The 15,855-nt window shown below is 59.9% G+C and carries 14 protein-coding genes; 7 read left to right on the plus strand and 7 right to left on the minus strand.

Going from position 1 to position 15,855, the window contains the following annotated elements; all coding sequences use genetic code 11:
• The first annotated feature begins 44 nt into the window (after positions 1–44).
• Both HYT87_16930 and HYT87_16935 read left to right on the plus strand, forming a co-directional pair.
• Positions 45–2,486, plus strand: a complete 2,442-nt coding sequence (locus tag HYT87_16930) for a sodium-translocating pyrophosphatase (protein MBI2061425.1) — start codon at positions 45–47, stop codon at positions 2,484–2,486.
• Positions 2,487–2,490: 4 nt separating this feature from the next.
• Complete coding sequence (locus tag HYT87_16935; GenBank protein MBI2061426.1) at positions 2,491–3,192, plus strand: HAD-IA family hydrolase; 702 nt, start codon at positions 2,491–2,493, stop codon at positions 3,190–3,192.
• Positions 3,193–3,260: 68 nt separating this feature from the next.
• Here the strand turns inward: HYT87_16935 and HYT87_16940 are convergent, their stop codons facing one another.
• The 7 genes from HYT87_16940 to HYT87_16970 form a co-directional block, all read right to left on the minus strand.
• Positions 3,261–4,214 carry a cytochrome c gene (locus HYT87_16940; GenBank protein ID MBI2061427.1) on the minus strand — a complete coding sequence of 318 codons (954 nt, stop codon included), beginning with the start codon at positions 4,212–4,214 and terminating at the stop codon, positions 3,261–3,263.
• Positions 4,215–4,266: 52 nt separating this feature from the next.
• On the minus strand, positions 4,267–5,208 hold the full coding sequence (locus HYT87_16945; GenBank protein MBI2061428.1) for an AraC family transcriptional regulator: 942 nt from the start codon (positions 5,206–5,208) through the stop codon (positions 4,267–4,269).
• Positions 5,209–5,255: 47 nt separating this feature from the next.
• Positions 5,256–5,783: a tRNA (cytidine(34)-2'-O)-methyltransferase gene (locus tag HYT87_16950; protein MBI2061429.1), complete on the minus strand. Its 528-nt coding sequence runs from the start codon at positions 5,781–5,783 to the stop codon at positions 5,256–5,258.
• 59 nt (positions 5,784–5,842) lie between these two features.
• Positions 5,843–7,564 (minus strand): NADH dehydrogenase (quinone) subunit D, encoded by a 1,722-nt coding sequence (nuoD, locus tag HYT87_16955; GenBank protein MBI2061430.1) that lies wholly within the window; start codon positions 7,562–7,564, stop codon positions 5,843–5,845.
• Positions 7,557–7,802: a NifU family protein gene (locus HYT87_16960; protein MBI2061431.1), complete on the minus strand. Its 246-nt coding sequence runs from the start codon at positions 7,800–7,802 to the stop codon at positions 7,557–7,559. The genes nuoD and HYT87_16960 overlap by 8 nt, the downstream gene beginning before the upstream one ends.
• Positions 7,803–8,091: 289 nt before the next feature.
• Positions 8,092–8,847: a hypothetical protein gene (locus HYT87_16965; protein ID MBI2061432.1), complete on the minus strand. Its 756-nt coding sequence runs from the start codon at positions 8,845–8,847 to the stop codon at positions 8,092–8,094.
• A gap of 2 nt (positions 8,848–8,849) precedes the next feature.
• Positions 8,850–9,719, minus strand: coding sequence for a methylenetetrahydrofolate reductase (locus tag HYT87_16970; GenBank protein MBI2061433.1), 870 nt, complete (start codon positions 9,717–9,719; stop codon positions 8,850–8,852).
• Positions 9,720–9,775: 56 nt separating this feature from the next.
• On the opposite strand from HYT87_16970, the gene HYT87_16975 reads away from it, so the two are divergent.
• The 5 genes from HYT87_16975 to HYT87_16995 all read left to right on the plus strand — a co-directional run bounded on the left by HYT87_16975 (position 9,776) and on the right by HYT87_16995 (position 15,735).
• Positions 9,776–10,234 (plus strand): SRPBCC family protein, encoded by a 459-nt coding sequence (locus tag HYT87_16975; GenBank protein MBI2061434.1) that lies wholly within the window; start codon positions 9,776–9,778, stop codon positions 10,232–10,234.
• Positions 10,235–10,567: 333 nt separating this feature from the next.
• Positions 10,568–11,146 carry a lytic transglycosylase domain-containing protein gene (locus HYT87_16980; protein ID MBI2061435.1) on the plus strand — a complete coding sequence of 193 codons (579 nt, stop codon included), beginning with the start codon at positions 10,568–10,570 and terminating at the stop codon, positions 11,144–11,146.
• Position 11,147: 1 nt separating this feature from the next.
• Positions 11,148–12,209, plus strand: a complete 1,062-nt coding sequence (locus HYT87_16985) for a hypothetical protein (protein MBI2061436.1) — start codon at positions 11,148–11,150, stop codon at positions 12,207–12,209.
• A 17-nt stretch (positions 12,210–12,226) separates the two neighbouring features.
• Entirely contained in the window at positions 12,227–14,500 is a 2,274-nt protein-coding gene (locus HYT87_16990; protein MBI2061437.1) for an OmpA family protein, read from the plus strand.
• Between the two features lie 278 nt (positions 14,501–14,778).
• Entirely contained in the window at positions 14,779–15,735 is a 957-nt protein-coding gene (locus HYT87_16995; protein ID MBI2061438.1) for a triacylglycerol lipase, read from the plus strand.
• Positions 15,736–15,855: the final 120 nt, after the last annotated feature.

A 15,855-nucleotide genomic window follows, 5' to 3' on the forward strand; every position in this document is an offset into this window, starting at 1 on the left:
AAAAAGCCGTTCGGAGCCCGCAACTAATCCAGAAGGAGTGATTCATGGTAAAACCACGCATCGCCGCCATCGTTCGAACCCTAGCGGCCATTCTCGCCGTCATGCTGCTGCCCGTTCTCCCCGCCCTCGCGGGCGAGGCCGATCTCAAACTTCCGCCTCTCGACTCCGTCAGTTTCAATGTCCTCGGAACCAGCGTATCGGGAATGTCGTTGCTTTATCTCGGCCTCGTCATTTGTGTCATCGGCGCGATCTTCGGCGTGATCCAGTACAAGCAGACGAAGGCCCTTCCCGTGCACAAGGCGATGGGCGACGTGTCGAACATGATCTGGGAAACCTGCAAAACGTACCTTACGCAGCAGGGTAAGTTCCTTGCGATTCTGTGGGCGCTGATCGCACTCTGCATGGGCTATTACTTCGTCGGCCTTCAAGGGGCGCCCATCGGCAATCTCGTGGTCATCCTGGCTTGCTCCGTTCTCGGCATCCTCGGGTCGTACGGCGTGGCGTGGTTCGGCATTCGGATCAATACGGTTGCAAACTCCCGTACGGCGTTCGCCTCCCTCTATAAGAAACCACTCGATGTCCTCGCGATCCCGCTGCAATCCGGAATGAGTGTTGGGCTGCTTCTCGTCAGCGTCGAACTTTTCTTCATGATCTGCATTCTGTCATTCCTGCCCCAGGAATTGGCGGGACCGTGCTTCATCGGATTCGCCATCGGCGAATCGCTCGGCGCGAGCGTCCTCCGCATCTGCGGCGGCATTTTCACCAAGATCGCGGACATCGGATCGGACCTTATGAAAATCGTTTTCCACCTGCCGGAAGATGATCCGAAGAATCCCGGAGTAATCGCCGACTGCACGGGCGACAACGCGGGCGACAGCGTCGGCCCCACCGCGGACGGATTCGAAACCTACGGTGTCACCGGTGTGGCGCTCATCGCTTTTCTCGCGCTCGCCCTGGTCGGCAAGCCGGAAATCTGCGGCCAGCTCATCGTGTGGATCTTTGTCATGCGCATCCTGATGATCCTGACCTCGCTCGTGTCCTACTTTGCGAACAATGCCGTGAATCGCGCGCTCTTGGGCGACAAGAAGGAAATCGATTTCGAAGTGCCGCTCACCCGGCTGGTGTGGCTCACCTCCGCGATCTCGATCGCTGTCACGTTTATCGCCAGCTACCTCTTGCTGGGTGACTACGGCGATCTCTGGTGGGTGCTTGCGGTCATCATCTCCTGCGGCACGGCGGCCGGCGCGCTGATTCCGGAATTCACCAAGATCTTTACAAGTACAAACTCGGGACACGTCCGCGAGGTCGTCAACTCCGCGCGCCAGGGAGGCGCATCGCTCAACATTCTGTCCGGACTCGTCGCCGGGAATTTCTCGGCTTTCTGGGAAGGACTGCTGATCCTGATTCTCATGCTGATCGCGTATCTGGTCTCGCAACAGCCCTCGCTCCTCGCGATCATGCCGGCCGAATATAGCTTCGCCGCGCCGATCTTCGCCTTCGGCCTCGTGGCCTTCGGGTTCCTGGGCATGGGGCCGGTGACAATCGCAGTCGACAGCTACGGCCCGGTGACGGACAACGCGCAATCCGTTTACGAACTCTCGATGATCGAGAAGATTCCCGGCGTAAAGCAGGAGATCAAAAAGGAGTTCGGAATCGAGGCCAGCTTGGAACATGCGAAGGATCTTCTCGAAAAAGGGGATGGCGCGGGCAATACGTTCAAAGCCACGGCCAAGCCGGTCCTCATCGGTACGGCCGTCGTCGGCGCCACCACCATGGTCTTCGGCATCATCCTCCTTCTCGAACACATGTTCGGGAACGCAGCGCTCCGATTGAGTCTCGTGCAGGGTGAGGTCATCCTCGGACTCCTCATGGGCGGCGCGGTCATCTACTGGTTCACCGGCGCCTCGATGCAGGCGGTGGTGACGGGTTCCTACCGGGCGGTCGTGTACATCAAGGAGAACATCAAGCTTGATGCCACGAAAGCCTCTATTGCGGACAGCAAGAAAGTTGTGGAGATTTGCACGATCTACGCGCAAAAAGGCATGATCAATATTTTCATCGTCATCTTCTGCATGACCTTGGCTTTGGCGTTCTTCAACCCCTACTTCTTCATCGGTTACCTTGTCGCCATGGCATTCTTCGGCCTCTTCCAGGCGATCTTCATGGCCAACGCGGGCGGCGCATGGGACAACGCCAAGAAGGTTGTGGAGGTGGATCTGAAACAAAAGAACACGCCGCTGCATGAGGCGACCGTGGTCGGCGATACCGTGGGTGATCCGTTCAAGGATACTTCGTCCGTCGCGCTGAACCCGGTCATCAAGTTCACCACTCTCTTCGGTCTGCTTGCGGTCGAGATCGCGGTGACGATGCAATCGCAGAACCTGAAATGGGCCATTGGCTCGGTCTTTTTCCTCGTGGCGCTCGTGTTCGTTTATCGGTCGTTCTACGGCATGCGCATTCCGGAGGAAGCCAAGGCCGCCAAGTAACTCCTTGCTCCCCGCAGCCAATCGCCTCATCTTCCCGGCCACGCGCTGGCTGACGTTCGACTGCTACGGAACGCTCATCGACTGGAAGTCAGGCATCCAGGGGGCGTTCCGGCGGTTTCTCGCCCGAAAGGACCGCGAGACCGATCTCGACGAACTGTTCCGGAAATGGGAGCGCATCCAATTCGGACTTCTGAGGCCCTATCGGCCCTACCGCGATGTCATGAAAGAGAGTTTTGCGAAAGTCATGCGCGGACTTCGCTTGAAGCCAAGTTCGCGAGACGCGAATGATTTCGTGGTCTCACTGAAGACTTGGGAGCCGTTCCCGGACGTCCGCCCCGCCCTGGAGCGACTCAAGAATCGCTATCTGATCGCGCTGGTGACGAACATGGACGACGACCTGGTGAAACTGACTCAAAAGCGATTGGGGGTTTTCTTCAACGTCGTCGTCACGGCCGAGCAGGTGCAATGCTACAAGCCCAACCCCAAGCACTTCAAGAAGCTGCTGGAGGCGACGACGACACCACCCGAAGAGATGATCCACTGTGCCTTCGGAACGAAATACGATCTGTTTCCTGCCCACCGACTGGGGTTCAAGACCGCCTTGATCGAGCGTGGGCCGGTCCCCAGGACGTCCGTCGTCCCCGACTACCGATTTGCCAACCTGACCGAAATGGCCGACCTCTTCCTCGCCCAGTTCAGGGCGTAGGAAATAACAGTGACAGTATACTTAATTTATAGAAATAGAGTATACTGTCACCGAAAATCACAGGCTTGTCAGGGGATCGGCTCCAGGGCGTGGAGAGTGACGTACAGGGCTTCCAGTTCCATGTCCTCCAGTTGCCCCATCGCGCGCCAGGGCATGGTGTCTTTCATCACTTGGCCATCGGGCGTGACGCCGGTCCGCATGGCCTTGAAAAAATCCTCTTTGGACCAGCGGGGCATGATGAGCGTCAGATTCGGCGCCGGAGGATTCGGAGGAGGAGCGCGGCCATCCAATTTCGGTCCGTGACACCCATCGCAACTGACGAAATCCAACACGTATTTTCCGTACTCTGGCGTCACGGCCCTCGGAGGCGCGGCCCGTTCCACGGCCGGCGCGGGGTCGATGGGCATGAGCCCGGCGCCGATGAAGAGCGCAAGGAGGAGCGTGGGGCGGTAGGCTGGGGTCTCATTCTGGACGCTCTGGGCCGACCTCAGATAAGCGACTAGGCATTCGGTGTCCTCGTCGCTCAACAGTCGCGAACCGAGCATCGACATCACCGTGCTGCGGCCTTCGCGATTCACGCCTGTGCGAATCACCCGAAAAAGCTCGGCGTCGGTCCAGTCCTGAATCGTGCCACCGGGAGTGACGTTGGGTGGGTAGACGTCGCCCAGCGGAAGTCCGGCGTCATCCGACAGGCTCCGGCCGCCGCTCAAGGGAAGGCCGCCGTTGGTCGCATGGCATGCCGCGCAGAGGGAGGCGGCGATCATCTGCCCGCGAGCGACCCGCCCGGGTGTAATTTCAATCGGTCGGATCGCGGGGAGCGGGCTGTGGCGGGCGTAGAGCTTATAAGTGCCTCTGGCGCCCACGACGACCAGGCAACCCATGAGCAGGGTGAAAATCCCCGCGAGGGCGACTCCCGGCCATTTGAGCCAAGCTCGATGCGCGAGCCAAGCCCGACGCGCCAGCCAACCGAAAAGGACGGCGAGAGCCGCGACGATGATCAGTGAAATAATCAGTGTTGCCATGGGCAAAATATACTGAGGGGACGCACAGTCTGCTTGACCGTTTTGATGGTCGCTACTCGGCGGGGAGGGGTTCCGGGGAGAGACGGCCTTTCACCACGGGAATATGTAGTTCGGCCGAGAAGGGTAGGCGGGCTTGCCTTTCGGCGGCCTCCGGATAGAGCCAAGGCTCGGGAGGTGTTTCGTACACATCAAAGAACCGGTCGTCGCGCCACGCATAGGGTCCAGGCATCATCCATCCGATGGCAAAGCGGTGCCAGAAATCCTCCAACTCCTCCACCCTCCCAAAGAAGCTCACTACCGCATCCGTTCCGCCCGGCAGGTCCTGAACGGCCACTTGGTCATTGCCTTCAAATTCCGGCTCTACGGTGATGCCGGCATCGTAGCGGACGCGAGCCGAATCCGTGAGAACGGAGGGGTTTTCATAGTGCAGGGAGACCATCCTTCCCGCCGCCTTCGCCCAGCCTTGATCGCGGGCCAGGCGAAGCAACCGCGGCCAGATCGTTCCGGCCCCCAGAGTCGGGCCGACGAATCGAATGAAGGCCACCCGCCATGAAGGACGCTCGACGAGCCGAACAGGAAGGTTGACCGCCCGTCTTTGAAAGTCTTCGGCAGCGCCTCGCCGGCACTCCCGGTAGGCTTGCGGCGATTTCCCGTAGGTTCGGTGGAAGGCTCGCGTGAAACCCTCATGACTGTCGAAGCCGCAAGACAGGGCGATGTCCAGCACCGGATCGCGGGTGAACGTCAGAAACATCGCCGCCCGTTCGAGACGCAACCTCCGAATGTAGCGCGCGAGGGGCTCCCCGAGGGCTCGGCGCAATCGGGCGCGGAAGTGAACGACCGATAGCTCGGCGACTTCAGCCAGGTCGGCAGTTTCGATTTCTTCATGGATGTGTCTTTCGATGTGGACAAGCGTGCGGGTGAGTGTGGAATCGGCCAGTACGATGTCTCGCTTCCCGGCGCGTCGGTTTCTCCGAAACTTGATCCCTCCGGCCACCCTGGGAGCTTAGCCGAACGGCCCTGCGATTCAACGTCGGACGAGGATCATCTTGTGGTGTGTCGCACTCGCCTCGGTATCGCGGGCTTCCTGCCCGCCGAAATCGTCGCGAGTACGGCCGGCATCACGCCGGACCGCATCGCCTCGTACAGCACGATGCCGGCGGCGGTGGAGAGGTTGAGAGATCGTGCGGAAGGCCGAATGGGGATCCGATAGAAACGGTTGCGGAATTGCCGGTGGAGCGCGGACGGCAGCCCTTTTGATTCGCTTCCGAAAATCAGGAAGCTGTCGCGCTCGTACGGGGCGTTCCAAAATAGGGGCTTCGCTTTGGCGGAGAAGAACAGGAGCGAAGCATCGGTGGGCAGGGCACGGAGAAAGGCGTCGAAGTCTTTGTGATGCTGCCATCTGAGATTCGGCCAGTAGTCGAGCCCCGCGCGGCGGATTTCCTTCGATTCAATCCTGAAACCCAGCTTGCCGACAAGATGGAGCGTTGCGCCAACGGCAACGCACGTCCGCCCGATGTTTCCCGTGTTCCAGGGAATCTCGGGGTTGAGGAGAACGACGTTTAGGGGCACGGCCGTTGAGAAATTCCCGCAGGCTAAAGCCTGCGCCTACCCATGACCTGCTTGGAGACCTATCGGTCGATCTCGCCCAAGACGATGTCGAGCGAGCCGATGCAGGTGATCACGTCCGAGAGCAACCGGCCCTCCACCATCTTGGGAAGAATTTGGAGATTGATATAGGAAGGAGAACGAATGCGGAGCCTGTAGGGAATGGCGCCGCCACTCCCGATGATCCCGAAACCGAGCTCACCCTTCGGATTCTCGATGCCGTGGTAGACCTCGATGCCCTCGGGACCGTGGTAGCCCTCCGAGGCGATCTTGAAATGGTGGATGAGCGCTTCCATTTCGGCGTACACACGGTCCCGCTTGGGAAGCGTCACGTTCGGGATGTCCGCCATGTACTCGCCTTGCGGTAGTTTCTCCAGACACTGACGGACGATCTGGAGGCTCTGTCGCATCTCCTCGACGCGGACGAGATAGCGCGAAAAGGCGTCCCCCTCGTAGGCGATCGGGACTTCGAAATCGAGATCGTTGTAGACCAGGTACGGTTTGGCTCGCCGCAGGTCGTACGGAACCCCAGAGCCTCGGAGGTTCGGCCCGGTCAGGCTGTAGGCCACGGCTTCCTCCTTGGAGATCACGCCCACATCGCGGGCGCGCTCCAGGAAGACTTTGTTTCCGGTGACCAGCCGGTCCAGCTCGTCGATCTTCGCAGGAAACTCGGCCAAGAATTTCCGGATCAAGGCCTCGGCTTCGGGCGTGAGGTCGCGCTCCACGCCGCCCGCCCTCGTGTAACTTGTGGTCATGCGGGTGCCGGTGATCTTCTCGAAAATGGTGTACAGCTCTTCACGATCGCGAAACGTCAGGAAGAAGACCGAAAGAGCTCCGAGATCGAGCAGGTGGGTTCCGATGCCGAGCAGATGGGCCGAAATCCGCGCGAGCTCGCAGCAGATTGTCCGGATGTACTGGGCCCGCGGCGGAGCCTCGACGCCCAGCAGTTTCTCCACGGCGAGGATGTACGCCACGTTGTTGGATAGAGGCGCCAGATAGTCAAGCCGGTCGGTGTAGGTGACGAACTGGGTGTGTGTTCGGTTTTCGGCCAACTTTTCGAATCCTCGATGGAGGTAGCCCAGATCCGGAATGCACCGGAGCACGCGCTCGCCATCGAGTTCGAGAATGAGTCGAAGCACGCCGTGAGTCGCCGGATGGGAGGGCCCCATGTTCAGGATCATGATGTTGTCGCCTTCCCTCGGCTCGATCTGCCGAAGGCCGGGAAGCGGCACTTTGATGGATTCGTCTTTGGGCGGCAGTTTCTCCACGAGACCCTGCCCGTTGCTCTTGGACACTTTGTCCTGAATTTTCTGGATGGCGTAGATGAGGCCTTCCGGTCGGGGAGGGCACCCCGGAACGTAGATGTCCACCGGGACGACTTTGTCGAGTCCCTGCACCACCGGATAGCTGTCGAACATCCCGCCCGTGCAGAGGCAGGTGCCCATGGCCACCACCCACTTCGGCTCGGGCATTTGTTCGTAGAGTTGGCGGACGGCGTTGGCCATCTTGTAGGTGAGAGTGCCGGCCACGATCATGAGGTCCGATTGGCGGGGGGAGAAGCGCAGGACTTCGGCGCCAAAACGCGAGACGTCAAATTTGGGCGCGAGCATGCCCATCATTTCGATGGCGCAGCAGGAAATGCCGATAGGGAGCGGCCAGAGGGAGTTCTTTCGGCCCCAGTTCCGCACTTCATCCAATCGAGTGAGGATGACTTCCGAGGGCTGGCCGGTCATTACTTCAGGCATGATTCTCCGCTCTGGGTTCGAGATTCACCACGCGGGTGACCTCCGGGATGTTTTCCTTGATGCTCTTCTCGATGGCGTATTGCAGCGTCATCCCGATGCTGGGGCACACCGTACACGCGCCTTGAAGCCGTATTTTCACTACACCGCCTTCTTCCACGGCAACGAGTTCGACATCGCCGCCGTCCATCTGCAGCGCCGGTCGGATCTTTTCGATCGCTGCCTGCACTTTGTCGAGCATGGGGCCTCCTTCTCCCGCGGATGATGGGCACTTGCCGTTCCAGCGCCGCCCGTCCCTGGGACGGCTCTCCGTGGCGGCAAGTACCGCACCGTCCATGGCTGGAATCAGGACGACGGGACTCAGGCCCCCGGCAGAGGTTAGTCCCAAGCTCAAACCTCACTCGCCGTTGAAATGCCTCACTATCCTGCTCGGCTTGGTGCGGCGAGTACCGCACCATCCATGGCTGGCACCCCTTGACGGCGGAATAAGGGCCTAACTTGATGCTATCAACTGGGTCGCCCATGTCAACCTACGGTCGGAGTGCGGATTTCAGGAAACCCGGTCGGTTGGAGATGATCCCTTTGCATCCGGCACGGAGTAGGGCCAGAGCTCGGTCGGGATCGTCTACCGTGTAGGGCATCAAGAAATAGCTCGTGTCCGGCGCGGGCACCTTCTCGAAATTTTCATGGTAGGGGAGAACGATGTTGGCTCCGAGTGTTCGCGCCTTGGCGAAGGACCAATCCCAGTGATCATCCCCGGTGAGGACTCCGATCTCGCCGACCCAGCCCTTCGATCTTGCCAGGTCCAGAAACTTCGGTGAGAAGCAACTCAGGTAGAGGCGGAGGCGGGGCGCGTACGGCCGGACCGTCCGGAGGGTGGTTTCAACGAGGGGCTCGGGCTCCGGGGTTTCGGATTTCATCTCAACGTCGACCACGGCACCGTCCGGCAGGATCGCGAGAACTTCGTCCAAAGTGGGGATCTTCTCTCCGGCGAAGGAGCGGTTGAAGCGGGATCCGGCGTCCAACGCCCGCAATTCCGCGAAGGTCATCGCGGTGAGCTTGCCCTCGCCGTTGGTGGTCCGCGATAGAAGTTCGTCGTGAAATACCATGAGGGCGCCATCGCGGCTGAGTTGGACGTCCAGCTCCACGCCGTCGGCGCCGAGATCCATCGCGCGGCGGAAAGAGGGGATAGTGTTTTCCGGCGCTTCGAGCGGCGCGCCGCGGTGGCCGAGGATCAGGGGAAGTTCGCCCGGAGCGAGCCGGCGGATGAAAGATTCGGCGGGAATCGCTAACCGGCCTTTTCGAGAATTTGAAGAGCGGCCTTGGCGCTCGACAGCGTCATGAGGTGAACGCCCGGGCTGTCCTTTTTGAAGGCCCGGAAAAGTTCGGCCGCGAGCTTGACGCCCTCCTTCCTGGGATTGGGCGACTTCTCAAGGCGATCGATCGTGTCCTGGGGGAGCTCGACGCCGGGGACCATCTGTGCCGCGCGCCGCGCACCCTCCGCGGATTTCAGGTACAGAATGCCGGGGAGGATAGCCGCATGATTGAGGTACGCCGCCTGCCGCCTGAAACTCTCGTATTGGGCCAGGCTGAAGATCGGCTGCGTCTGGATGAATTTCGCACCGGCGGCCAGCTTGCGTTCGAGTTTCTTGATGTGGGGCTCGATATTGCCGACCGAAATATTGAGCGCGGCCCCGGCGAAGAAGCCGGTCGCGCCGCGGAGCTCGTGGCCGGAGAGATCCTTCCCGGAATTGAGCGTCTCAATGGTCTTCAAGAGGCGGATCGAATTCATCTCGAACACGCCTTTCGCTTCCTTCTGGTCGCCGAACACGACGCCATCGCCCGTGAGGGCCAGAACGGTCTTGATCCCATGCGCCCAGAGACCCAGGAGGTCGGCTTGGAGGGCGATCCGGTTGCGGTCGCGGCAGGTCAGTTGACAGATCGGTTCCACCCCTCCGCGCAGCACTTCCAGGGCCGCCGCCCAAGAGCTCATCCGCATGACGGCGAGTTGACAGTCTGTCAAGTTCACGGCGTGGACGTGCCCGCGGACCATCTCGACCCTTTGGCGGAGGACGGAGAGGTCCGCCCCTTTCGGGGGGGCGAACTCCGCGGTAACCACGAATTCGCCGGATTTCAGGGCTTCCTGGAAGGGCAACATGCCGAAATGACTTTTCCTCCTGCGTCCGATCCTATATAATAGTACGACTGCTTTCAATGATTGAACTTACGGGAGAATCCAAGAAAACGGTTGAGATCGATGCGGACCCGGAGGACGTTTTCGCCCTCCTCACGAACTACCCGAAATCCGCCAAACACCTGCCAGGGGTGCGGAAATTTTCGAAGGTCAAACCCGATGTCTATCGATGGGAGTTCGAACCGAAGGGTCCCGGCAAGTACGCCATTGAGGTGGCGTACGAGACGAAGTTTTCAACGGTCAAGAACAAGGAGGTACGCTGGCAGAGCATCCCGGGCTCCGGGAATGCCGAGGTTGAGGGGTCGTTCACCCTCGAACCCAAGGGGAAAGGAACACTGCTGACGCTGGAGCTCAACGTCGAATCCCAGTTGGACATCACGCGCCTGCTGAAGCTGGTCGCCCAGAAGATGGCGCGGGCCGAGCTGGAGAAGACGGTGTCCTCCTACCTGAGCAACCTCAAGGACGCTCTTGAAGCCTGAGTCCTCCACCCATCCCGGAACAGAGGTCCCCCGGCTGAATCGCATGCGGCGCGGAATTCGCGCGGGCGGCGAATCTATCGGCCGCCGCCTTGAGCAGGCCCGGTGGGTTGGAGGTGGACCCTTGTGGCCGGATTGCCTTCGATCCTGAAGAGGCCCCGGGCCTTTCTCCTCGGGCTTGTGCCGCTCGTCGCGGTCGTATCCCTCGCGCAAGCAGATTCGCCTTTGAAATATCAACTTCTCGGATACCCGGCGGAGGAGGCCGTCCTCCTGGCCAACCACTCGGACCTCTACTACTTGGACCGCTATTTTGAGCTGAATCGGAACCGGCCCACGATGCTCCTTCGAGGGTTGGGGCATCCGCGTTTTGCGCCTTCGCTTCAGATCTACGGCATGCTTCTTCAGGTCCGCGGTGATGACGATGCGCAGAAGATCGTATCCGCGATCCTCAACTACATTTCGACGCTCCCGCAGCCGGGAAAGACCTACGCTTCGATCCGGACCTATTCGGAGCGGGTGGATCAGTTCGGGGAAGACATCCGCGACTGCAACCGGGCGCACGGACTTCCGGTCACGCTCATCAAGGCGATTATCATCCAGGAGTCCACCGGGAATCCGATCGACGTTTCACGCGCGGGCGCCATGGGGCTGATGCAGCTCATGCCGGAGACGGCCCGCAAGATGGGGGTGCGGAATCCCTTCAATCCCAGGGAGAACATCTGCGGCGGCATCCGGTATTTCAAGGAAATGCTGGACCGGTTCAATTGGGATGTCACGCTGGCCCTCGCCGCGTACAACGCGGGCCCGGAAAAGGTGGTGGCCTACAACGGAGTTCCGCCGTATCGTGAGACGCAGGGATACGTGCGCTCGGTGAAGTGGATCAAGAACTATCTGGATGCGTATGCGAGGAACTAGAATGGCGATCAGCTTTCAGCGGTCAGCGGTCAGCTTTGGGGTCGGACTGGTGGCGCTGCTGCTTCTTGGGGGCGTCGAAGCCAACGCTCAACTGTTGGATCCGCCGGAGGGGAAGGTCCACTGGAGGCAGGAAGCGGCAAGCGGACCGCCGCTCTCCGATGTAACACAGATCATCGCGGCAGAGGATTTGGCCGAGCCGAAATGGGCGCCGGGCATGCGGTACATCGGAGTGACGCGGAAGAACCGCCGGGGCCTGTGGGTGATCCGGCTGACCGACGGCAAAGTTCTCCGGATTTCGCCGGCGTACGGATCGGGTCGGGACTACGCCTTTTCCTTTGACGGCACGAAAATCATCTTCAACATCCGCGAGCCCAAGGACATGGCCGCCCTACACGATGGACCGCCGCATTGGACGTTCATGATCGTGGATCTGGACAAGGAGAGGATCGACTACCGCGGACCGGTGGAAAAGGGCTTCCTTCATCTCTCCTGGTTTCGTCCCACCGAGTTCCAGACCGTGGTGAGGTACGATCGCACGCTCGAGGTACGCCACTACATGTCATCCGATCGCGTTCCGGCCTTCGAAAAAGGGCGAATGCAGCGGTGGGGTGTGGTGGGTGTGACGGAGGCCGCGGGCACGCTTTGGAAAATGCGGGCCGACCACACGCGGCGCGGATACCGATTCGAACTTCCTCCCGATCTCTTGAATCCCAATCTTTCCCACAACCAGCGCGTCATCGCGGCTCAGAGCGATGAAGGTCGCGCCTACCTGATCGGTACGGCCACAGACTTCGTGGTGGATTTGGGCGAAGGGCAAAACGTCCGTTGGGGATGGTGGTATGACAAGGCCGTTTTCGAGCGGGTGCAGAAGGCCGGGGATGAGGTGGTTTCCTCGGAAATCATCCTGGCGGATCTGAAAAAATTGAAATCGTACAATCTGACCCAGACGCCGGGAGTCATCGAGCGATATCCGGATCTATCGTTGAATCAGAAGTGGGTGACCTACGTGTCGCCGGAAGGCCTGTTTGTGGGCCGTGTTCCCCCTCTGGAGGGAAAGAAATAGAAGACCGGCAGAACGCAATGCCCCCATTTCGTCGTCTAACTTTCATTGTTGCCATCCTCTTGGCGCTGCCGTTGGAGACGGCCTTCGCCCAGAAGGAGTTCATTTCCCGAACCTTCCGCAAGCGGGGCAAAGAGACGCCGCTCCTGGGGCCGACGCTCATCGGTCAAACGGGACTCTACGATGTTTATTCCGCCGACCGCTTTCCCAAAGGGGGCGTGGGGGTAAGCCTCTTCTCGACCTATTTCAAGCAGGACCAATTTCTATCTCCGACCATCAACCACGCCAAGCAGGATGCCTTTCTCTCCTTCACGGTAGCCCCGTTTGAGACAACGGAGCAGCTCGGCATGGAATCCGGCTTCGAATTCTCCCTCATGGGGAAGGTCACCTCCGATCGCGTGAAGGACACGCAGGTCAACGAGAGCCGCCAGGTTCAGGCCGCGGGCGACGTCGCGGTGGGATTCAAGTACTCGCTCAACCCCTGGGGGCCGCTCTACACCGGTATCAACGCATTCGGGTTTTTTCTGACGGGAGAGGAATCCGGTTCCTACGATGGGTCTGCCACCGGCGGCGCGGGGAGGGCGCTCATCACGCTCGACTTTGCCGAGGGGAAATCCGAGGAATCGATCGGTTTCCGGGTGCACCTGAACGGGGGCTATGCAATGGATCGGAGCGAGAACCTGCTGGCGAAGCGCAAGTTTCCCGTTCCGATGTCCGAGCGTTTCGCCCTGGGCGTGAACGGGGAGGACCAGTATCTGGCCGGCGCGGGGTTCGAGGTCATCCGCACTCCTGTGGCGTTCGTGGCGGAGGGGTCGCTGTCGTACGACACGGATTCCACGATCCTCGACGATGACGAACAGCCCTTCAAGATCCAATTCCGGAACAACCCGCTCTACTTGACCCCGGGACTGCGACTGCTGCCGTTCGAGAACCTTGTGATTGACCTGGCTGTGCGGCTCGGCCAGCTCACGGAGCCGATTGCCTTCACAGAGGAGCGATCGGAAAAACTGGTGCCCGACCTCACCTATGTTTTCGGCATGAGCTACACGGACCTACCGAAGCGGGCTCGCGTGAAACGTGTCGTCAAGAAACTCGCCCAAATCCGAGGGATCGTGACGGATGAGGCGACGCAGGCGCCCGTAGGAGGCGCCGTCATCAGCTTCGTGGATCCGCCGGACATACCGGCCGTGGCCAGCGATCCCGAGAAGGGGACGTACCTCGTGCAGAACCTCAAGCCGGGGGCCTACAGCATGAAGATCGAGCGGCCCGGGTACCACCCGCAGAACGCCGAGGCGGAGATCAAAGCCACTGAAACGGTTGAACTCAACATTCAGATCGCGAAGATTCCCGACATTGTCCTGGGTACGCTCGAAGGGCGCGTGGAAGATCCGAACGGGAATCCGCTCGTGGCGGTCATCACCGTGGATCGGGACCGGGGGCGAACGGGGACGAGTCCGGCCACAGGCCAGTTCTCAATCGCGCTTGAGGAAGGCGATCACTCGGTCATGGCCGAGAGCCAGGGGTTCAAACCTTACGTGAAAGACGTTGCGATTCAGACCGACAAGCCGACCCAGATCCTCATTGTCCTTGAGCCCAGGGAGAAAGTCCGCGTCACCCAGGACAAGATCGTCATCTATGAAAAGGTTAATTTCCGCACCGGGGCGGCGGACATTCTGCCTGTGTCGTATTCCATCCTGGATGCCGTGGTGGACGTCATGAAGAAGTATCCGCAGTTCCGCGTGCGCGTGGAAGGGCACACGGACAACGTGGGCGGCCGGAAACGGAATATTGAGCTCTCGCAGGATCGAGCGGAGGCCGTGACGAAGTACTTGGAGTCCAAGGGTGTGGATGAATCGCGCTTGGAAGCAAAGGGGTATGCGGATACGGTTCCCCTCGCCGACAACGAATCGGCGGAAGGGCGGAGCAAGAATCGCCGAGTGGAGTTTACGATTCTCGCCGGTCAATCCGCCCCGCCCGATTCCCGGCCTGCCGCCCCGGCAGCGCCTCCAACGACGCCCGCGCCGGGCGCCCCTTCTCCCGCGCCCACGCCATCGGCAACTCCGGCGGGCCCGGCGGCTCCATCAGGTCCGCTTGTGGAAATCGTAGATAAGAAACCCGTGGAGGCATTCTCTGTTCCGGGCGGACCGCTCACCGGCGGAAGTGTCGTCGGAACGGTGAAGCCGAAATCGAAAGTGCCGCTACTCGATCAGAAAGGTGACTGGCTCAAGGTGCGACTGCCCAACGGCCAGGAGGGCTGGATCAACAAGCGTTCGACGCGCCCGCTCGTCAGGTAGAAGTATACTTCCTAGTCGTCAAGAACAAGTTACAAGTAGCTGTAATCAGACAAATATCAATTCGTGCCATAGTACATATTGGTAAGTGTATATACTTATAAGTATTTGTAGTTTATTGGAATATTAGCATTGCATTGTTGTGTATATTATATATACATCATGCGTGTTCGATCGGCCGAAAGATCAATATGCGCATGGTATATAATGTAATTATAGATAATTACAGGCTTGGCGCGTGTTGATGTGGCATCCGCATTGCATTTATGTTCTTCATGAACATGAAGAGCTGGACGAAGGCAATCGGAATCGCGATGATGGCGGTGTCTCTCATGAACGCTTCGGAAGGCAGTTGCGGAGGCGGAACGACTCCGACCCCGACTCAGCCCAAGAATAAGTATCCGATCGTTTTCGTCCACGGCTTCGGCGGCTTCGATTTCCTCGCGGGTATTCCGTATTTCTACGGCGTCGAGAATCTTCTGAAGGCGCAGGGCTATCAGGTATTCATGACCGAAGAGAGTTCGTTCAACAGCGTTGAAGTTCGCGCGAAGCAGCTTTCCACGCAGGTCGAGAAGATCCTGGCGATCACGGGCGCCAAGAAAGTGCATCTGGTCGGACACAGCATGGGCGGGTTGGACATCCGGTACGCCGCCACGCTGCTTCTGGGGAAGGACAAAGTGGCGTCGGTGACGAGCATCGCAGCCCCCCACCACGGGACCAAGATCGCCGACCTCGCCTGGGAGGCCGTCCGATTTGGAAAATACACTCCGGTCCTCAACGCGTTCATCAGCAGCATCGGTGGAACAATCACGAACGGCCGGATCGATCTTCCGCAGGACGTGGTGACGGCGCTCTGGAACCTGACAAGCGACTTCACCGACGGCGGCGGCACCAACACCGGCGCCGCATTCAACGAGATTGTGAAAGACCTGCCCGGCGTGCCGTACTTTTCCTACGCGGGCGTGACGACGTTTCATTTGACCCTCGACCCCGCCGATATTCTCCTGGCAGGTACGTCAGTGATTTTCCTGCCGGAAAAGAGCGACGGGATGGTGGAGCAATCTTCGACCCACTGGGGCACGGTGGTGAGCGACAAGTTGCCGGCGAATCACTTGGACGAGACCAACCACCTGCTCGGCGACTCCGGCGAGTTCGATGCGGCGGGCTTCTACACGTCCCTCGCAAGCAAGCTGGCCACGACCGAAGCGTCCTTCTCCACGCTCATCGCTTCGAAGTAGGTTTCGAGGTCGAAACCGAGAGCAGCTATCGAGGCTTGGCCTCTATGGGAACTTAGAGCCTCTAGCAGAATGCGTAGGGGAGGGTCTTCAGACCCTCCCGACAAGAGGGAGCAACCAAGA

This window comes from Nitrospirota bacterium, from assembly GCA_016180645.1.
In the GTDB taxonomy this organism is placed as follows: Bacteria; JACPQY01; JACPQY01; order JACPQY01; family JACPQY01; genus JACPAV01.